The sequence below is a fragment of the Marinobacter iranensis genome (genome assembly GCF_029207565.1).
In the GTDB taxonomy this organism is placed as follows: domain Bacteria; phylum Pseudomonadota; class Gammaproteobacteria; order Pseudomonadales; family Oleiphilaceae; genus Marinobacter; species Marinobacter iranensis.
Genome location: NZ_JANCMW010000001.1, coordinates 160,156 through 178,689, shown reverse-complemented (window position 1 = coordinate 178,689; position 18,534 = coordinate 160,156). Strand labels below are relative to the sequence as shown.

The window sequence follows — 18,534 nt, the reverse complement described above, 5'->3', positions numbered from 1 at the left end:
TCTTAACTCAACTTATTGATATTTAAATATTTTTATTTGAAACGAAACCTGGCACGGAGCTTGACTGATAGCGAGTAACGTTCGAGGAATCACTTTCCCGACAACGCAAGATTGAATGAAACAAACCAATGCAATTCCCTCAACGCAAAAGGAGAGAGTTATGAACAAGCTTCTCATTTCACTGACCGCATCCCTGGCACTGCTCGCCGCCGGTCCGGCGCTGGCCCAGGAAAGCCAGCAAAGCCCTAAACCAGCCAACACTGGTGGCGGCTACAGCAATCCCGCTGCCGCTGGGACACAGAAAACCAACTTCACCGACGAGGAGCTGAAGCAGTTCGTCGAAGCCCAGGAAGGCATCAATAATATCCGCGATGAATACATGGAGAAAATCGAGGCGGCGGACTCGCAGAAAAAAGCCCAGGAACTGCAGATGGAAGCCAACGACGAAATGGTAACGGTGATTGAGGATGCCGGCATGGATATCCCCACCTACAATTCCATCGCAACCGCCTACAACAGTGAGCCGCAGGTACGCAACCGCGTTGATGCCCTGATGTAAGCAGCCTCCTGCGAACGTCGCATTGTAAGGCCCTGCTCCGGCAGGGCCTTTTTTGGTTTCGGAGTCGGTTGATCAGCAACCATAACCACTGTTGATTGTGGTACCTTATCTGCATGGTTTTGTAGGTATCAACGGAGACAGCACATGCGAAAACTCTGCCACGGGCTTACCCCATTACTCGTAATGGCTATGCTTTTGCTGGCAGGTTGTTCAGACAGCCCCGCACCGGTGTCGGACAGCGGTGACAACGAAAAGCCTTCCTACCCGGTCACCTGGCGTTTCGCACTTGAGGAAATTGAAGGTAGCGTACAACACCGATACGCCCTGGAACTCAAGAACCGCATCGAGAGCATCTCCGACGGCAACATCGTCATTGATATCTTTCCCTATGGGTCTATTGGCACCTCCCTCCAACTGACCGACCTGGCGCAGGAAGGTTCGGTTCATCTGGCCTTTGCCTCACCCGGCCACCTTGCCGATGTTATTCCCGAGGTTGGTGTATTCACGTTGCACTATCTGTTGTCCGATAGCGAAGCCGTGAATCGCGACATTCTTGCCAGCGAAGAGCTGATGCAATTGTTCCGCGAGCCCTACGCAGAGCAGAACCTAAAGCTGCTCGGTTTTGTGCCCGAAGGCTGGATGGTCTGGACTGCAAACAAACCCCTGAAAACCCCAGCGGATTTCGAGGGCCTCACGATTCGTACCATGGCGTCGGACATTGCAGCGGAAGCCTATAAGGCCTATGGAGCAACACCCAGCCCCGCACCTTTCTCGCAGGTGTACAGCGACCTGCAACTACGCCGTATCGACGGGCAGGCCAACCCGGTTTTTGCGATTGAGGAAATGGGGTTTTATGAAGTCCAGAACACCATGACGTTCGCAAAGCCCGCCCAGTTCGTCTCCTCGGTGGTTTCCAACAAAACGTGGTTTGATGCCCTGCCCGAAGACCAGAAGCGCTGGCTGGAGGACGCACTCGACGAGGTTGCGCCCCTGGCTTACGAAGTACAGGCAGAGCTCAATGCCAGCCGCCTTGAAGTCATCAGGGAGAACAGCAGCATTCGTACGGTCGAACTGACAGAAGAGGAGCGTGACCGGTTCCGCAACGCCAGCCTGCCAGTCCGGCAGGCCTACATCGGTATCGCAGGTGAGCGCGGGGAAGCGATACTGGAACAGCTCCGGGAAATGGTCGATGAGGCGGAAGCCGAAACGCCAGCGCCTGGAGCAACTAGCCAGTAACGCTACTCCGGCACCAGCCAGTCCACCGTCGACGTAATACCCAGGCAACCATCATCGGCGACGGCTTCCATCATCGCGGCAAGCCGGCTGTCGAATCCCCAGGGCGGGTTGACCACCAACACTCCGGACCCGGACATACCGCGTTGCGGCGGCTGGTTGAGGGTAATCTCACTGCAAAGCACCTTGCGAAGAGGGCTCGCGGATATCGCTCCCTTCAGTCTCTCATGAGGCCTGCCCGGCAGGATCGGATACCAGATCAGGTAAACCCCGTGCCGGCATTTCCGCCAGGCCCGCGTGAGGGTGTGCCCAACCTCTTCATAGTCGCTTTTGACCTCGTAAGACGGGTCCGTCAGTACCAACAATCTCGGCTGCCTGGGTGGCAGGTGACGAAGTAACCCCTTCAGACCATCCTCCTGAAAAACCCTGACCCGGGAACGCGTGGCGGCCCAATCGGCCAGTGTTTCACCCTCCGCCGGGTGCAGCTCAAACGCCGTCAGGCTGTCCTGCTCCCTCAGGTAGCGGCAAAACCAGCGAGGGGAACCCGGGTAGTGCACCATTCGCCCTCCGGCACCCTCACCCGAAGCCAGCTCATCAAACATGGCCCGCCAGTCATCAGAACGCAGATGCACCCTATATGGCCAGAGTTTCTGGACGCCGGAAGCCGCCTCACCGGTCTTGAGCGCACGATCCCCGGTAAGATCGTAACTGGCACTGCCGGCGTGGGTGTCAAAACAGGCGATGGCCGAGGACTTGGCCTGCATCATCCTGATCGCCAGAACCAGGGCCGCGTGCTTCTGAACGTCGGCAAAATTACCGGCATGAAAAGCGTGAAGGTAACTCAGCATTCCAGACTCCTGAACATCGAAAGCCCATTAGGCTACAGGTCGAACTGACTTGGCAAACCTTTCCGGAAGTCATCAATTGCATTCCAATCCACGATTCTGAGCCAGGTCAAAAAAATAAATGAAAATCATTTCACACAGTCATTGCAACGGATTATCCACCCCCTATAATGCGAATAATAATACGTTTTATTCCATCAACGACGAAAGGACATCGAAATGGCCCCGCACTTGAACGTGTTGCGCTTACCCCTGGCCCTTGCCATCTCCGCGACACTGCTGACAGCCTGCAGCAACAGCGAAGAAACTGCATCCACAGTCCCTGAGGCCAAGGAAGCACCTGCCGCGGAGGCCACCACCAAATCCGACGTTGTGGAACATTACGCGGATCTGGCCCATGCCAAATTTCAGGACGCGCTGACCGCCGCCCGGAGCCTGGACAGCGCCGTGGACACGTTTCTTGAAGGCCCCACTGAAGCCAATCAGGAAAAGGCTCAACAGGCTTGGTTTGCCTCCCGGGTGCCCTACCAGCAAACCGAGGTCTTCCGTTTTGGCAACGCCGTGGTGGACGACTGGGAAGGTCAACTGAATGCCTGGCCACTGGATGAAGGCCTGATCGACTATGTAGAGGAGGACGGCTACCAGCATGAACTGGGCAACCAGGGCGCCACGGCCAACATCATCGCCAGCACGGAAATCAACATCGGCGGTACAACCGTCGATACCTCCAACCTGACACCCGAACTGCTGGCGGAGCTCAATGAGATCGGAGGTTCAGAAGCCAACGTAGCCACCGGCTATCACGCCATTGAATTCCTGCTGTGGGGCCAGGACCTGCACGGCTTCGACAGCGGTGCCGGACAACGTCCCGCGACGGATTACGTTCAGGGAGAAGAATGCTCCAATGGCAACTGTGACCGTCGTGCAGCCTATCTCGATGCAGCGACCGACCTGCTGATCAGCGACCTGGAGTGGATGGTTGCCCAGTGGGCGCCAGGACAGCAAGACAACTACCGCTCCCAATTGCTGGCCGAAGCACCGGATGCCGCCATCCAGAAAATGTTCTTTGGCATGGGGTCCCTGTCGCTGGGCGAATTGGCCGGTGAACGCATGAAAGTGGCGCTGGAAGCAAACTCCTATGAGGATGAACACGACTGTTTCAGTGACAACACCCACAACTCCCATTACTTCAATGGCCAAGGCATTGCCAACGTCTATTCCGGCAGCTACACCCGGATTGACGGTACCGAACTGACGGGGCCGTCGCTGTCCGATCTGGTGGCGGAACTCAACCCGGAGCTTGACGAAACACTGCGCCAGCAACTTGAAAACTCCATGGGTGCGCTGCAGACCATGAAGTCCACCGCAGAGGCCGAGGCCGAGCCGATGAAGCTCGATATGATGATCGCCCCGGGCAACGAGAAAGGCGCGGAGATTGTGAACGGCGCGATTCTGGCTCTGGTTGAGCAAACCGGCTCCATCGAACAGGCTGCTCGCGAACTGGGTATCGACTCGCTCAAGCCAGACGATGCCGGCCACACCTTCTAAACTGACTTAACCTTTGCTGATCTATGCGCCGACGCCCCCTGCTACTGCTGTTCTTGTCTTCCGGAGTGGCCGTAGCAGCGGCCCTCGTCCTGGCGGCTGCCCCGGCCCCATACCCGATCCAGGCAACACCCATGACGGGGGGCGAAGGCACGGTGGAGCAGTTCGACCACAATGCCTATTCCCTGCCCCAAGCCAACCTTTCCATGACCAGGCGCCTGGATTTCAGCGTTGGCAACAGCTTCTTCCGCAATCCCTGGGTCGAGGCTCCCGCCAGCACTGACGCCCGGGACGGTCTGGGCCCGCTTTTCAACACTAACTCGTGCCAGGGCTGCCATATCAAGGACGGCCGTGGGCATCCGCCTGCCGCCGACGACAAACCCATTTCATTGTTTTTGCGCCTGGCCGTTCCGGCAGACCCCGAACAGGACGCGGAGATTTTGCGAACACACGGGTTCAAGCCGGCCCCCGTGTACGGAAGCCAGTTGCAGACCGCCGCCCTGCCCGCCGGCAGGCCAGAAGCCGACCTGGTGATCGAGTGGGACTCGCAGACCGAGACCCTTGCCGACGGCGCCCAGGTGGAATTGCGCAAACCGGTCTACCGGATCGAAAACCCCAACTATGGCCCTCTGCCAGAGGACCTGCTGGTATCTCCACGGGTGGCCCCGCAGATGATCGGCATGGGCCTGTTGGAAGCCATTCCACTCGATGATCTCAGAGCACTTGCCGATCCCGACGACACGGACAACGACGGCATCTCCGGCAAACTCAACCAGGTCTGGGACCTGGAAAGCCAGCAAACGGTGCCTGGCCGATTCGGCTGGAAGGCCGCGGAGCCCAACGTCCACCAGCAAAGCATGGGGGCGTTTGCCGGGGATATGGGGCTGACATCCACCATCAAACCGGCGACTGATTGTACCCCCGAGCAAAGCTGTGACCACTTCACCAGCGGCGGCAACCCGGAGGTCAGCGACAAGGTGGCCAACTTTATCACCTTCTATGCCAAGAGCCTCGCCGTACCGGCCCGGCGCAACCTTGATACAGCACCTGTTCAGCAAGGTGCAGAACTGTTCAATGAAACGGGCTGCGCAGGCTGTCATACGCCCAGGCACCAGACAGGCACGGCGGCGGACCGCCCTGACCTCAGCAACCAGACCATCTGGCCCTACACCGACCTGCTCCTGCACGACATGGGCCCGGCCCTTGCCGACGGCCGGGGTGAGTTCCTGGCCAATGGCAATGAATGGCGGACACCGCCGCTCTGGGGTATCGGACTGGCTCAGGTGGTCAATCCGCAGTCCGGTTTTCTCCATGACGGGCGGGCGCGAACGCTTGAAGAAGCCGTGCTATGGCACGGTGGCGAAGCCGGCCCGGCAGCTGAACGCTACCGCCAGATGCCGGCCGAAGAACGGAGTGCACTACTGGATTTCCTGAATTCTCTCTGAGGACACGCCATGCAACCAATGACGAAAGCCATTGGCGTTGCCACCCTGATACTGGCTCCAATCGCCGGCATGGCTGCCAGCCAGCCTGACGCAAATGGCGACGCGAAAGAACAATGGCACCGGGGCATCCTCGCGGGCTACCAGTCTCTGGCAACCGGAGCCGGCGACTTATCCCATGCCGCTGCAGACTACTGCAGCGCACCGGAACAGAGCTCACGCGACACCCTGGAACGCGCCTGGCTGGATGCGTTCCTGGCCTGGCAACAGGTCCGTTTTGTGGACTTCGGCCCGGTCGAGAACGACAACCTTGCCTGGCAATTCCAGTTCTGGCCGGACCCGAAAAACCTCGTTGCACGAAAAGCTGGTTACCTGCTCACTGGCGAAGATCCGATATCGGCTGACGTTATTGCCCAATCCGGCGTTGCCGTACAGGGATTCCCGATGCTGGAATACCTCCTGTACGACGAGCAACTGAACACCGGGAACAATGCCCTGCCCGCCCCCGGAACCTGCAGTCTGCTAACAGCGGTGGCGGGGCATATCGAGTCGAACAGCAAGCAACTCAGCGAACAGTGGCAGTCGTTCAGGAAGCATTACCTGGCAACTGAACAGTACCGGGACGCCACCATTCGCGCTGGCATGACAGCCCTGGAAATCCTGGAAGAACGCAGGCTGGCCCAGCCCATGGGGCTTCGCGGAAACGGCAAACGCTCGATCTACGCCGCCGATGCGTGGCGGAGTGGCAGCAGCCTGAAGACAGCCGAAGCCACCGTTCTTGGCCTGAAGCAGTCTTTCCTGCCTGGCCTGAAGCAACTTCTTGAAAGCAGCAGCCAACCGGAACTGGGCCAACGTATCGGCAGGCAGTTCGACGAGGTTCTGGAGCACTTTCCCGACCTGCATAGCCCCATGGCGGAACTGCTCTCCAGGGACGAGACCTTTTCCCTGCTCCAGGGCTTTTACGTCGACGTCTCCCAACTGACCACGATGGTCAACGACCAGGCAGCGGTGGAGCTGGGCGTGGTCCGTGGCTTCAATTCCAGTGATGGTGACTGATGGAAAACGGCAACAGGCAACCCGGGGACGCATTCCTTAATCGGCGACAACTGCTGAAAGCGGGCCTTGCCGGTGGCCTGGTGGCCACGCTGCACGGTTGCAGCATGCTGCCTCGGAGAACGGGCACAGACCCGGGCCGGTACGTGGGTGCGGTTGGACTGTCCGATGGACGGTTCGCTGTCAGCGCTATCGACCGCAATGGCAAGCCCCTCTGGCAGTCTCCCGTTGATACTCGCTGCCACAGCGGTTGCACTCGCCCCGGCGGTTCCCAGGTGCTCTTCTTTGAACGCCGGCCAGGATGGTCCTTCTACGTCTTCGATTCCGAAATCGGCACCAGAACACATCGTGTCGAGGCCGTCCCCGGAGAGCATTTCTTCGGCCATGGTGTGTTCTCACCGGACGGGCGCTGGCTCTATGCCACCGCCACCCGATACGAACAGGGCGAAGGCATAGTTGCGGTTTACGACGCACACCGGGATTACCAGCGGGTCCATACCTTCGAACTCAACGGTGTCGGCCCCCACGAGCTTACCCTGCATCCAGACGGGGAAACCCTGGTGATCGGGCTGGGCGGCATCCTGACCCACCCGGACTACGATCGCATCAAACTGAACCTGGAGACCATGCGACCTGCACTGATCCTGCTGAACCGCCACAACGGCGCTATAGTGGGTCGATTCAGCCCCGCCCACCACCAACAGAGCTCCCGCCACGTGAGTGTCGGTGCCAACGGCCAGGTTTACGTCGCGTACCAGTATCAGGGGCCGCTGTACGAGTCGCCGGCCCTTATTGCGCGGCTTGAGGGTGGAAAGCTTCGGGAAATCCGCTTTGACGAAGACACCCAAAAAGCCCTGGCCAACTACATTGCCAGTGTCATTGCCCACCCGGAAAATGACCTGGTCGCGGCCGCCTCCCCCGTGGGTGGCACCGCCGTGGTCTTCAACGGCCTCACCGGCGAGTTGCTGGCACGGGCTTCCATTCCGGACTGCGCTGGCGTCCAGGCACTCGCAGGTGGTGACTTTCTTGTCTCATCGGGGCGCGGCAAACTGGTTCGCCTCGGCCGGGACAATCAGCCACAGGACATCGCCACACTGCCTGTCCAATGGGACCACCACCTGGTCTGACTTTCCCGCCACTCCGCTCTCCGGTCTTAAGGAGACCTGTCGTAACTGGTATCCTTGAGTACCCTTTCTCCGGAGGATGGCCCCTTGCCTGCGAAACAGAAGGACACGCTCGATCAGATCTACGGCCTTATTGCCAACGAGGAAGACGTACGGGCCTGTACCGATATCCCAGACGAAGCGTGCCAGGAAGTACCCCGCAACTTTTTCCTGATCCTGGGCAGTAACGTACTGACCAAGCTCGGTGACTTGCTGATCAGCCCGAAAACGGTCCTTGCCTGGCTTCTCAGCGCGATAGGTGCACCCGCCCTGGTGGCCTGGCTGGTACCGATCCGGGAGTCCGGCTCGATGATCCCGCAGATGGTGATCGGGGCCTGGGTCAGGCGCAAGCCTGTGCGCAAGTGGTTCTGGACCCTTGGCAGCTTTGGCCAGGCGGCCAGCGTTGCAGGCATGGCCGCAAGCGTGTGGTTCATGGAAGGTTACGCCGCAGGCGCTGGCGTGGTGGGCGCACTGGTCCTGTTTTCCCTGGCCCGCGGATTCTGTTCGGTGTCCATGAAAGACGTGCAGGGAAAATGCATACCCAAGAAACGCCGGGGCAGACTGTCGGGACTGGCCTCCACCCTTGGCGGCTCCGCCACCGTGGTTCTGACAGCGTTGCTGTTCTGGGACCGGGGAGATCCTGGTGTGCTTTTCTACACCGTGTTGCTGTTGCTGGCCGCCGGCCTCTGGGTCATCGCCGGCCTGCTGTTTGCGTCGATAGACGAATACGAAGGTGAAACCGGCGGCGGTGGCAATGCACTGAGGGACGCGCTTAAAAGCCTTTCCCTGCTGCGGGACGATCCACCGTTCCGGCATTTCGTGATCACCCGTGCCCTGCTGTTGTGCTCGGCACTGGCGTCGCCCTACTTTGTGGTGCTGGCGCAGAAAAATTCCGACATCGGTTGGCTGCTGGGCGTGTTCCTGCTGGCGAGCAGCCTGGCCAGTTCAATCAGTGCGAGTGTATGGGGCTGGATGGCAGACAGCTCCAGCCGGCAGGTAATGATACGCGGGGCCGTTATCGCCAGTGGTACCTGCCTTGCGGTGGGCCTGACCGTCCTGTTTGCCGGCGAAGCAACCACAAGCGTCTGGTTCTATCCGGCCGCGTTTTTCGTGCTGGGCATCGCGCACGCAGGGGTTCGACTGGGGCGGAAGACCTACCTGGTGGATATGGCCGGCGGCAACAAGCGCACCGACTACACCTCCGTCAGCAATACCGTGATCGGTGTCCTGCTGCTGGCAACCGGCGGGCTGACGGCTCTCGTATCAATGATCTCCAACGTGGCCGTCATACTGACCCTGGGGCTGATGGGGCTTGCCGGTGCTATCAGCGCTACCCGGCTCAGGGAGGTCACCAGCGACTAGTGGGCCTGTGGGGGCTTTCCATCATTCAGGGCCAGCGCCCCTTTAACAATGCGATAGATAATCCAGATGGATATCCCCAGCAACACAAACCAGCCGATGATCAGGGGCGTCGTCACGATGCCGATAACGGTCCACAGCAGGCCAATCCAGAAGGTGCGGATCTGCCAGCGGAAATGGGGCTCTATCCAGGTGTTGCGGACGTCATCCAGCTTGACGTAATTGATGATAACGCCAACCAGGCCGGTAAGGCCCCCGACAAAAAACGACAACGCCTGCAGAATGTACACCAGCACAGCCAGGTTTCGGCCAGGCTCTTCACGGCGGGAAATGGGGTCTGCGTTGGCGGGAATGTATTCAGGCTCGGACAACTGATTCTCCTCTTGCTGCACAGTTGAAGTGTACCACAGCACCCGAGCCTGAAAATGGCAGAAACCTAGTGACTGTCCGGTTTGTAACCCAGGCGGAAGCCACCCCAATGCTTGCCGTTCACGTAGATCGGCACCGACAGGTCGTGCATGATTTCCCCGGTATCCCGCCGGTAGGTCTGCAGCAACATACTCTGGGTATGGCTACCACAGCGGGCGCCGGTACGATCGTTGAACAGCCGCTTGCTACGGCTTTTCATCAGGTCCACTTTCGGATCGCCGGTTGGGGCGTGGGCGAAATCGCGGTTATGGGTGGGCACATAGCCATCCGGCGCTATGGCAATCGCATACACCATAGAAGGATGAGCGGACTTTACCGATTCCTGCACCGAGGGGAGCTGCTGGTCTGTAAAACGGTCATAACTGCTTGAGTATTTCTGAGGATCGGTATTCGGTATGGCTTCTCTCTTCTTGTCGAAGAGCGCGTTTTCCGACAGCTGTCCGTCACGGACGGCCTGTTCGAAAAGCTTGCCAATACGGTCCGCCCCCTGCCTGGCCTGGTCATAGAAGGACCGGTGATAACTTTCATCGCTGTTGAGGGCAAATGCGGCATTGGCCTCTTCCGCCAGCTCCATCAGGGTTGAGGCCTGCTGGGCAAGGGAGGCGACGCTGGTATCGCTCTCGGTGATCTGGTCCCGAACGGTTTCAATGGCAGACGACATCTGCTCCAGGCTCTGCTCATTGTTCTGGTCAATCTCGGCGATACGGGCAACTTGCTGCTGAACCCGGTCGGACTGATCACGAATCTGGTCCAGTCGCTCACCCACACTCTCAACGGATGCCAGGCCAGCCTCAACACTCTTCGCCAGATCTTCAATACGCGAGACAATCAGGGACGTGTCAGACCGTATTTCCTGGAGTGTTTCGGCCACTTCTCCGGTTGCCTGGGCTGTTCGCCCCGCCAGTTGCCTGACTTCATCGGCAACAACCGCAAACCCCCGGCCCTGGTCACCCGCGCGAGCCGCTTCGATGGCCGCGTTCAGGGCAAGCAGGTTGGTTTGCTCCGCAATGCCCTGAATGGTGGTGGTCACCCCCTGGATCTTGTTGGATTTTTCGTTCAGTTCCTGGATCAGCCTCAGGTTCTCGCTGGACTGCTCGTGCACGGCGCGCACACTGTCGATGGCCGATGTCAGTGCTTCACGGCCTTCCACGCTTACCTGGCGATTTTGCAGGGCCATGGTGGCGGCGTCGGTCGCCTGCTGGGCGGATTCACGGACACTTTCCGTAATCTGGCCGGCATACTCCGCCATCTGGGCGGTTTCGCTGACCTGACGGTCCAGGCGCACTTTTAACTGATCGGCAGCGAAAGACACCTGGGCCGCTGAAATGGCGCTCTTGTCAGCACTGCCGGACAGCGTCTCCACCAGGGCTCGGCCGGCTTTTGCATCCGCCAGAAGGCTCGCACACTGCTTTCCGAGAGGGCTGTCTTCGGGCAATTCACCTGCGTTCAACTGCTTGAGAGAGCGCTCTACCGGTTCCAGCACGCGCAAAACCAGATAGACAGTGGCCAGCGCCAGACCAACAACGAGCCCCGCCAGGACCGATGTAACATCCAGCCCTATCAACGGCGCCACCAACACGGCCGCAATGGCGACGACAATGGCAACCGACACCCCCACAAACAGAACAGGCCGACTGAGTAACCCCATAGCCACCTCGTTATTATCATTATTAATGAATACATCTTTTATTGACGATCACTCGTGAGAGTAAAGAAATGACCCGTATTAATAACTGCTACTTTAGTTCACCAATAGTTGTTTTTCGGCCGATGGCGACAAAACTGAAACAAAAAAGCCGCAACTCCGGAGACATCCTGATGGAAGAATCCGGAGTTGCGGCCTGGTTCAGGGGGAGTGTGGGAGCCCGTATCAGGCGCCGATCACGCCTCCGTCGTCTTTGGTAACGATCACGGTGGCATCGCGGGGGCGATCCTCAGCCGCGTTTGGCCAGTTGCCGTCCGGGTGTTGGATGTTGACGAACATGGTTTTCACATCCGGGGTGGAGACAACGCCCGTCACCTCACAACCCTGGGGGCCGACGAAGAAACGCTTGATTTCGCGGGTCTCCGGGTTTGCCGCCAGCATCATGTCATTACCGAACGTCTCCTTCAGATAACCATTGTCAGTCTGGATCCACAAACGACCGTTATAATCGAACCAAAGACCATCGGGACTGCTGAACATGTTGTCTTCGGTCAGTGAAACGATCACCTGCCCGTCAACCACGGTTTCTGTGTTTTCATCTCCGGCGAAAACAAAGATGTCCCAGTCAAAGCTGGTGGCGGAGTGGTCGTTACCCTGTTCGGTCCAGCGAATGATGTGTCCTGTGGCGTTGTTGGCATTCGGGTTGGCCGCATTGACCTGGTCTTCAGTGCGCTGGGTGTTGTTGGTCAGGGTGAAGTATACCTCTCCAGTGTTCGGATCCACCGCGCCCCACTCCGGACGGTCCATCGGAGTTGCCCCGGCGATGTCGGCCGCCAGACGGGTGTTCAACAGCACATCAGCCTGGTTCTCAAAGCCATCGAACTGGATGTCGCCCACCATGGTGCCTTCGGCAGCGGCAACTTTGCTGGCGAAATCCGCGTCGTCCAGATCCAGCGCCAGCCAGTCACCGGAGCCGTCCTCGTTGAAGCGAGCCACGTACAGGGTTCCCTCGTCCAGCAGGTAACCACCAGCCGTCGCGGAGTAATAAGGCTGGGAAGACACAAACTTGTAGATGTATTCGAAGCGGGAATCGTCACCGGAGTAACACACCACCGGCTCGCCTTCCTTCGCCGGCGCAAAGATCACGCCTTCATGGCCGAAACGACCAAGGGCGGTGCGTTTCTGGGGCTTGCTTTCCGGGGTGAACGGATCAATTTCGACCATGTAGCCATAGGTGTTGGCTTCGTTGCGGTAATCATCGGTCGCAGAGGCTCCGGTCGGCGTGACATTGAAACGCACGTATTGGTCCGCGCCGCTGTCCGCCAGTTCCCAGTCATAGCGAGTGGCACTGCCAACACCATGACGTGTTTGCTCACGGGGTTGAGTTGTATCACCGTTGGCAAAGTAACCATGCCAGTTTTCTTCGGCCGCCAGGTAGGTGCCCCAGGGCGTTGGGCCCATCGCGCAGTTGTTCAGGGTGCCACGCGTCTCTGTCGCATCCGGGCTGTACTGGGTGATCAGCTTGCTATAGCTGCGAACCGGGCCCCGAATGTCCATTTCGGTGTTGCCGGTAATGCGACGATTAAAGGGGCTACCGAAAACGATGTCCCAGGTGCCGTTGGTGTCGCGCTTGATGTGAACAACCGATACGCCATGGGCGGCAATCTCCTTGCGAACCTCATCGGCCGGGCGGACGCCACCGTTATCACCGGCATTGGTCGGCCCGCTGGCATGAATTGCGTCCTGGTTGATGTACTCATGGTTCATCACCAGGAGGCCTTCGGTTGAGCTGTTGCCACCGGCCTTCTGGTCAATCGGGAAGAAATGGACACCGTCGTGGTGCATACCCATCTGCTGTTCCTGATCGGCACCCGTGTTAGTGCCGTCGGCTTGGTACTCGGGATAGGAACCGGTAATCGGGGTACCCCAGGCCAGGAACGCCAGGGATGAGTAGCCCTCTGGAACAACGACTTCGTTGGCGGTGGATACGGCAACCGCCTTGAACCCGAGATCCGTATTGGCGGGATCTCCCCCTGTGGAGGCGCCGTTGTCATCGTCGTCATCGCTGCCACAACCGGCCAGGCCCAAGCCCATCACGCTGGCCAGGGCGGCGCCCACGGTGCCTTTCATGACGGTACGGCGCTGCATACGGGCCGACAGAACTTGCTGGAAAGGTCTATTGCCGGAATGGTTAACTACGGGCTCGTAATTGGGATCCAGGTAATTGGGATCCAGATCATGCTTTGCCATGGTCCTGCTCTCTCTCGGGTGGTTTATAGGTTTTCGAGAGCACAGTGTCGATGGCTTAGGTGACAGATTGCAGACAACAAAAAGACAGTTTCTTTAACATTTCTTTACAGGGTACAAAAAAACCTGCCCCTCAGGAGCAGGTTTTCAGACGGTTTGGCACGTCTCCCAGAAGATCAGTTGTTCTGGGTAGCGTCGTCATAACCTTCTTCCATGGCATCGCCTGCTTCCTCGGCAGCCTCGCCCATTTCCTCACCGGCGTTTTCAACCGCTTCGCCGGTTTCCTCTGCGGCGTCACCGGCAGCATCCTTGGTTTCATCCCAGGCGCTGTCGTTCTGGCCAGTGGCGTCTTCGTAGGTTTCTTCGGCAGCATCTCCGGCGTCATCCGCCATTTCCTCTGCGTTGTCACCGGCTTCCTCGAAGTCTGCGCCTTCGTTGTCGTCCTGGCTGCAGGCTGCGAGGCCCAGCGTCATCAGCAGTGCCAGTGCGCTCAGTGTCAGCTTGTTCATAACGGTGTCCTTTCTTTCTTTGGCGTGTGAAAACAACAGCGACAAGTCTACGGCCATGACCAACACGGAACAATTACCTGCCAATTACGTTTTTGTTAGCAGTGACAACAAGTTAGAGAAAACAACAACCTGTCAGCATTCACCCGTAGCCGTCACGATTCTGCCGTCGAGCGTCAGTACGTGGTCCAGCCGGACCATATGCCCACGCCCCAGGAAAACAAACTCCTGGCCGGCACGGCTGAAAAGGTCACGAATGATGTCGTGGGTTGTGCGGATCTGTCCGGCATCGTCTCGGTAGACAATCTCGGCCAGTCTTGAAGAGGTGAGGTATTCCCGTAGCAGGCTATGAATTTCACAGCGTACCGGTCGATAGGCGTTGGAGGCATTTTCTGACTTCATGGTAGGCTCTTCCCTGTAGATACCGACAGGACAGAAAAATGCCCCGGAGCGCCAGACGCAACGTCAGGGCCGAGGCATACCTACAGTCTGGTTCAGAATGGTTCAGTCTGCCAGTTTCAGAACCATTCCGGCTTCATGTTCATGCAGGTATCGTCCTGATTCCTCAACAGCACCAAATCCTGAGCCACCGTTGGCAGTTCCCAGTGGAAGAAGTACTGCGCCGCCTGCAGTTTGCCCTGGTAGAAACTGCGCTCATCGTCACTGTTGGCAGAACCCAGCGCCTTGGCTGCTGCATTGGCCTGACGCAGCCACATCCAGGAAACGATGATATGGCCAAACAGGTGCAGGTAGCAGGAGGCGTTGGCCAGCACCCGGTCCGGGTCTTCGGACATCAGGGATTTACCCAGGCTCTGGGTCACTTTTACCGCCTGCTGCAGGGTTTCACTCAGGGACAGTGCCCACTGCTGGCAACGTTCGGTAGTGGCCGCTTCCAGGTCCACCTGCATTTCCTGCATCAGCAACTGCAAGCCGTGACTCTGGTCCTGCCAGATCTTACGGCCCAGCAGGTCCAGCGCCTGGATGCCGTTGGTGCCTTCGTGGATCGGGTTCAGGCGGTTATCCCGCCAGCACTGCTCTACCGGGTATTCACGGGTGTAACCGGCGCCACCATAAACCTGGATGGCCAGGTCGTTGGCCTTGGGCCCGTACTCGGATGGCCAGGCCTTGATGACCGGGGTCAGCAGATCCAGTAATTTGCCGGCTTCCATCCGCTTTTGCTCGTCCGGATGGGTATGCTGGTCGTCCATCAGGCGTGCGCCATACAGACACAGGGCCAGGCCACCTTCGCTGTAAGCCTTTTGGGCCAGCAGCATACGGCGAACATCTGCGTGTTCGATGATCGGCACCTGGGGGGCTTCCGGGTTCTTCTCGGACGGTTTGCGACCCTGCAGGCGGTCCTTGGCGTACTCCAGGCTGTGCATGTAGCCACGGTAACCGATCACGGCAGCGCCAAAGCCCACGCCCACCCGGGCTTCGTTCATCATCTGGAACATGTACTTCAGGCCCTGGTGGGGCTCGCCGACCAGGTAGCCATGGCAGGGGGCGTCGTCGCCAAAACTCAGGGCGGTGGAGGTGGTGCCACGATAACCCAGCTTGTGAATCAGGCCCGCCAGGTTCACGCCGTTGCGTTCTTTCGCGTTGCCTTCTTCATCGACAATGAACTTCGGCACAATAAACAGGGAGATGCCTTTCACACCCGCCGGTGCGCCTTTGATCTTGGCCAGCACCATGTGAACGATGTTTTCGGTGATGGACTGTTCGCCGCCGGAGATGTAGATCTTGGCGCCCTTGATCAGATAATGGCCTTCATCCGTTGGTGACGCGGATGTGCGGATGTCTGCCAGGGAAGAGCCGGCGTGGGGCTCGGTCAGGGCCATGGTGCCGGTGAAGCGGCCACTGAGCATGTGCGGCAGGAAGGTGTTTTTCTGCCGGTCGTTGCCGAACACACGGATCAGGTTGGCGGCAGCGGTGGTGAGGAACGGGTAGCCGGCGGTGCCCGGGTTGGCGGCGGTGAAGAAGCCGTTGCACGCTGCCATAACCGATTCCGGCAATTGCATGCCACCCAGTTCGTAGTCGTAGCGGCCGGCGATGAAACCGGCATCGGCGTAGGCGTCGAAGGCTTCCTTGACCTGGGGCAGCATTTCCACCTGGCCATCCACGAATTTTGGCTCGTCTTTGTCGGCGGCGCTGTTGTGGGTGGCGAATTTGTCGCGGGCGATTCTGTCGGCGGTTTCGATGACGGCGTCAAAGGTGTCGCGGCTGTGTTCGCTGAAGCGTTCGCGTTGGCTGAGGCTTTCGGTATCCAGTACTTCGTAGAGTTGGAACGCCAGGTCGCGGCGGTCGATCAGGGTGTCGGTCATTGGGGTAGTCTCCTGTTTATTGGGTATAGCCTCTCATACGGTTGTTTTTGTTGAAACCGGCGCTAATGACATAATCATGGCCGATATCGCCATTTTTCGGTTTCAGGCGGCCGGGCAATCACGAGGTGGACCTGCAACCGGATAAGTTGATTACGGTGGATGGACAAGTTGCCTGTGCCGGGGGTGGTATGGCTTGGTGGGATCTGGGCGTTTACCTGGTGGAGCGTTACGGTGCCCTGCAGGCGCGGCGCTACCATTCCGATGCGGCGGTTCTGAAGCTGCAGGACTGGCTGGATGCGAACTATGCCAAGCCGGTAACCCTGCAAACCCCTGCGGCGCTGGCCGGTTTAACGGAGCGGTCTTTGATTCGCCGGTTCAAGGGGGCAACGGGGGATACCCCCACGGGTTACCTCCAGGTTCTGAGAATTGAAGCGGCCAGGCAGCACCTGGAAAATTCTCGCGCGGCCGTGGAGGAGGTGACGCGGCTGGTGGGTTATGAGGATGTCAGTTCGTTCAGCCGTCTATTCAGGAAGCACACTGGCCTGGCCCCGGGCACCTATCGGGCACGCTTTGGCAGGTAACCCCCGCCCAAGCGCTTTTGGCCCGGGTTATGCTTAATTATTACTACAAGGCCAAAAGCCGAACCAAAACGTAAAAATTACTGACACAGGCTACTTCCTGTGGAGGGCAATACCATGAAAGCACCGCACAAGAATCAGCAATCCGCACTGCTCAATCGCCTTTACGATATGAAGCAGAAACAGTTGCTACAGGCCAGCCAGCAGGCCGATAGCCTTCGCTACCGGGTTCTCTCAGCCGAGGCGGACGCCATCAGCGAGGCCCTGAAAGCCATTCGATAAACGGTAGTCCGTCACACTGACAGTAACTGATTGTTATTACTGCAAGACTGATCAGAAAGATCACTTTGTGACCAATTTTGTCAAATCCGTCAGATCCTGGCAGCCACTTCTCGTCCCCTGCCGAATAGCACCTTTCGCATCCAGCTCTTCGGCCACGTCCGCGCCACCGATCAAGTGGGTCTGAATCCCCCAGTTTACCAAATCATCAAACAGAGCACGCGGTTGTTCAGTTCGGTGAAGCCCAGGTCCAGGGGGTTTGAGCAGGTTCGGGTAGCATGCTGTCTCTTTATCTCGTCTCGCGCGGGCGTTCTCATCAGGAGGCGACATGGTAGCATAGCGGCCTACGACTAACGTATGACACGGAACCGACGATATGAGCGCACGCGATTCTGACCGGGTACTGATCGATATTGAGGACGGCATTGCCATTGTGACCCTGAACCGGCCGGAGAAATACAATGGCCTGGACATGCCCATGTTCGAGGCCATTACCCGGGCCGCCAAAACCCTGAAGAAAGACCGCAGTGTGCGCGCCATTATCCTGCGGGGTGCCGGAGAGGCTTTCTGCTCCGGGCTGGATGTGAAAACCGTGTCGAAAAACCCGGTGAATTTCCTCAAGCTGCTGATCAAGCCGGGCCGCAAGATCAGCAACCTGGCCCAGGATGTGGGCTACCTGTGGCGGAACGTGCCGGCACCGGTGATTGCGGTCACCCACGGCTACTGTTTCGGCGGTGGCTTCCAGGTGGCGCTGGGCGCCGATTTCCGGTTTTCCACCGCCGACTGCGAGTTTTCCATCATGGAGTGTAAGTGGGGACTGATCCCGGACATGAGTCTGACCGTAACTCTTCGCGAACTGATTTCCATTGACCTGGCCAAGGAGCTAACCATGACAGCACGGCGTTTCGACGGTACGGAAGCAAAGGCAATGGGCCTGGTCAGCCGAGTGAGCGATGATCCCATGTCCGAGGCAATGGACTTCGCCCGGGAACTGGCCGACCGCTCGCCGGACGCTGTGGCGGCCAGCAAACTACTATTCAACCGTAGCTGGAATGCCAATGACAAGGTGGCACTGGACTGGGAAACCAGACTGCAAAAGAAAGTACTTGGCCGGGCCAACCAGCGTATCGCGGTCGCGCGGAATTCTGGCTCTCCGGACAGACCCTACCAGGATCGGCGGGATTTCTGAGCGAGGATAAATGGCCAGCACACTTGACCTTCGGAGACGGCCACGTATCATCACCCCGGGTAACTGATTATCGGAGCAACCATGACGACCGCAAGGTCCCTGGCCTACATACATCCCGGGTTTTCACCGGTCGCCGCCGAT

General features: G+C 58.6%; 17 protein-coding genes. 10 read left to right on the top strand and 7 right to left on the bottom strand.

From position 1 onward, the window contains the following. Positions 1-160 precede the first annotated feature (160 nt). The gene (locus NLU14_RS00935; RefSeq protein ID WP_275704278.1) at positions 161-559 is read left to right on the top strand and encodes a DUF4168 domain-containing protein; all 399 of its coding nucleotides are present in this window, start codon (positions 161-163) and stop codon (positions 557-559) included. Positions 560-703: 144 nt separating this feature from the next. Next, complete coding sequence (locus NLU14_RS00930; protein WP_275704277.1) at positions 704-1,795, top strand: TRAP transporter substrate-binding protein; 1,092 nt, start codon at positions 704-706, stop codon at positions 1,793-1,795. 2 nt (positions 1,796-1,797) lie between these two features. Here NLU14_RS00930 and NLU14_RS00925 read toward each other — a convergent pair whose 3' ends face one another. Then, positions 1,798-2,640 (bottom strand): 23S rRNA (adenine(2030)-N(6))-methyltransferase RlmJ, encoded by an 843-nt coding sequence (locus NLU14_RS00925; RefSeq protein WP_275704276.1) that lies wholly within the window; start codon positions 2,638-2,640, stop codon positions 1,798-1,800. A gap of 216 nt (positions 2,641-2,856) precedes the next feature. Between NLU14_RS00925 and NLU14_RS00920 the strand changes: the two genes are divergently transcribed. The 5 genes from NLU14_RS00920 (at position 2,857) to NLU14_RS00900 (ending at position 9,202) form a co-directional block, all read left to right on the top strand. Beyond that, positions 2,857-4,185, top strand: coding sequence for an imelysin family protein (locus NLU14_RS00920; protein WP_275704275.1), 1,329 nt, complete (start codon positions 2,857-2,859; stop codon positions 4,183-4,185). Positions 4,186-4,208: 23 nt separating this feature from the next. Further along, positions 4,209-5,627, top strand: coding sequence for a di-heme oxidoreductase family protein (locus NLU14_RS00915; RefSeq protein ID WP_275704274.1), 1,419 nt, complete (start codon positions 4,209-4,211; stop codon positions 5,625-5,627). Between the two features lie 9 nt (positions 5,628-5,636). Continuing rightward, the gene (locus tag NLU14_RS00910; protein WP_275704273.1) at positions 5,637-6,680 is read left to right on the top strand and encodes an imelysin family protein; all 1,044 of its coding nucleotides are present in this window, start codon (positions 5,637-5,639) and stop codon (positions 6,678-6,680) included. Beyond that, positions 6,680-7,804: a DUF1513 domain-containing protein gene (locus tag NLU14_RS00905; protein WP_275704272.1), complete on the top strand. Its 1,125-nt coding sequence runs from the start codon at positions 6,680-6,682 to the stop codon at positions 7,802-7,804. Before NLU14_RS00910 ends, NLU14_RS00905 begins: the two co-directional genes overlap by 1 nt. Positions 7,805-7,888: 84 nt before the next feature. Continuing rightward, positions 7,889-9,202 carry an MFS transporter gene (locus tag NLU14_RS00900; protein WP_275704271.1) on the top strand — a complete coding sequence of 438 codons (1,314 nt, stop codon included), beginning with the start codon at positions 7,889-7,891 and terminating at the stop codon, positions 9,200-9,202. Here NLU14_RS00900 and NLU14_RS00895 read toward each other — a convergent pair. The 6 genes from NLU14_RS00895 to NLU14_RS00870 form a co-directional block, all read right to left on the bottom strand. After that, complete coding sequence (locus NLU14_RS00895; protein ID WP_275704270.1) at positions 9,199-9,570, bottom strand: DUF4870 family protein; 372 nt, start codon at positions 9,568-9,570, stop codon at positions 9,199-9,201. The genes NLU14_RS00900 and NLU14_RS00895 overlap by 4 nt on opposite strands. Before the next feature lie 65 nt (positions 9,571-9,635). After that, the gene (locus tag NLU14_RS00890; protein WP_275704269.1) at positions 9,636-11,276 is read right to left on the bottom strand and encodes a methyl-accepting chemotaxis protein; all 1,641 of its coding nucleotides are present in this window, start codon (positions 11,274-11,276) and stop codon (positions 9,636-9,638) included. Positions 11,277-11,498: 222 nt separating this feature from the next. Continuing rightward, positions 11,499-13,523, bottom strand: coding sequence for a PhoX family protein (locus NLU14_RS00885; RefSeq protein WP_275704268.1), 2,025 nt, complete (start codon positions 13,521-13,523; stop codon positions 11,499-11,501). 173 nt (positions 13,524-13,696) lie between these two features. Then, entirely contained in the window at positions 13,697-14,029 is a 333-nt protein-coding gene (locus NLU14_RS00880; protein ID WP_275704267.1) for a hypothetical protein, read from the bottom strand. Positions 14,030-14,161: 132 nt separating this feature from the next. Beyond that, on the bottom strand, positions 14,162-14,428 hold the full coding sequence (locus NLU14_RS00875; RefSeq protein ID WP_275704266.1) for a hypothetical protein: 267 nt from the start codon (positions 14,426-14,428) through the stop codon (positions 14,162-14,164). Between the two features lie 116 nt (positions 14,429-14,544). Further along, positions 14,545-16,347: an acyl-CoA dehydrogenase gene (locus tag NLU14_RS00870; RefSeq protein ID WP_275704265.1), complete on the bottom strand. Its 1,803-nt coding sequence runs from the start codon at positions 16,345-16,347 to the stop codon at positions 14,545-14,547. Positions 16,348-16,535: 188 nt separating this feature from the next. Between NLU14_RS00870 and NLU14_RS00865 the strand changes: the two genes are divergently transcribed. The 3 genes from NLU14_RS00865 (at position 16,536) to NLU14_RS00855 (ending at position 18,393) form a co-directional block, all read left to right on the top strand. Next, positions 16,536-16,928: a helix-turn-helix domain-containing protein gene (locus NLU14_RS00865; RefSeq protein WP_275704264.1), complete on the top strand. Its 393-nt coding sequence runs from the start codon at positions 16,536-16,538 to the stop codon at positions 16,926-16,928. Between the two features lie 114 nt (positions 16,929-17,042). Beyond that, complete coding sequence (locus tag NLU14_RS00860) at positions 17,043-17,207, top strand: hypothetical protein (RefSeq protein ID WP_197061345.1); 165 nt, start codon at positions 17,043-17,045, stop codon at positions 17,205-17,207. A gap of 373 nt (positions 17,208-17,580) precedes the next feature. Next, a complete protein-coding gene (locus tag NLU14_RS00855) occupies positions 17,581-18,393 on the top strand; it encodes a crotonase/enoyl-CoA hydratase family protein (protein WP_275704263.1) in 813 nt (270 codons plus the stop codon). The last annotated feature ends 141 nt before the right edge of the window (positions 18,394-18,534 follow it).

Bases quoted from the DNA above. Each gene is read 5' to 3' on its own strand.
- NLU14_RS00925 (WP_275704276.1), bottom strand. From the start codon at position 2,640: ATGCTGAGTTACCTTCACGCTTTTCATGCCGGTAATTTTGCCGACGTT.
- NLU14_RS00905 (WP_275704272.1), top strand. From the start codon at position 6,680: ATGGAAAACGGCAACAGGCAACCCGGGGACGCATTCCTTAATCGGCGA.
- NLU14_RS00880 (WP_275704267.1), bottom strand. From the start codon at position 14,029: ATGAACAAGCTGACACTGAGCGCACTGGCACTGCTGATGACGCTGGGC.
- NLU14_RS00890 (WP_275704269.1), bottom strand. From the start codon at position 11,276: ATGGGGTTACTCAGTCGGCCTGTTCTGTTTGTGGGGGTGTCGGTTGCC.
- NLU14_RS00855 (WP_275704263.1), top strand. From the start codon at position 17,581: ATGAGCGCACGCGATTCTGACCGGGTACTGATCGATATTGAGGACGGC.
- NLU14_RS00885 (WP_275704268.1), bottom strand. From the start codon at position 13,523: ATGGCAAAGCATGATCTGGATCCCAATTACCTGGATCCCAATTACGAG.
- NLU14_RS00865 (WP_275704264.1), top strand. From the start codon at position 16,536: ATGGCTTGGTGGGATCTGGGCGTTTACCTGGTGGAGCGTTACGGTGCC.
- NLU14_RS00870 (WP_275704265.1), bottom strand. From the start codon at position 16,347: ATGACCGACACCCTGATCGACCGCCGCGACCTGGCGTTCCAACTCTAC.
- NLU14_RS00920 (WP_275704275.1), top strand. From the start codon at position 2,857: ATGGCCCCGCACTTGAACGTGTTGCGCTTACCCCTGGCCCTTGCCATC.
- NLU14_RS00930 (WP_275704277.1), top strand. From the start codon at position 704: ATGCGAAAACTCTGCCACGGGCTTACCCCATTACTCGTAATGGCTATG.
- NLU14_RS00935 (WP_275704278.1), top strand. From the start codon at position 161: ATGAACAAGCTTCTCATTTCACTGACCGCATCCCTGGCACTGCTCGCC.
- NLU14_RS00875 (WP_275704266.1), bottom strand. From the start codon at position 14,428: ATGAAGTCAGAAAATGCCTCCAACGCCTATCGACCGGTACGCTGTGAA.
- NLU14_RS00910 (WP_275704273.1), top strand. From the start codon at position 5,637: ATGCAACCAATGACGAAAGCCATTGGCGTTGCCACCCTGATACTGGCT.
- NLU14_RS00915 (WP_275704274.1), top strand. From the start codon at position 4,209: ATGCGCCGACGCCCCCTGCTACTGCTGTTCTTGTCTTCCGGAGTGGCC.
- NLU14_RS00860 (WP_197061345.1), top strand. From the start codon at position 17,043: ATGAAAGCACCGCACAAGAATCAGCAATCCGCACTGCTCAATCGCCTT.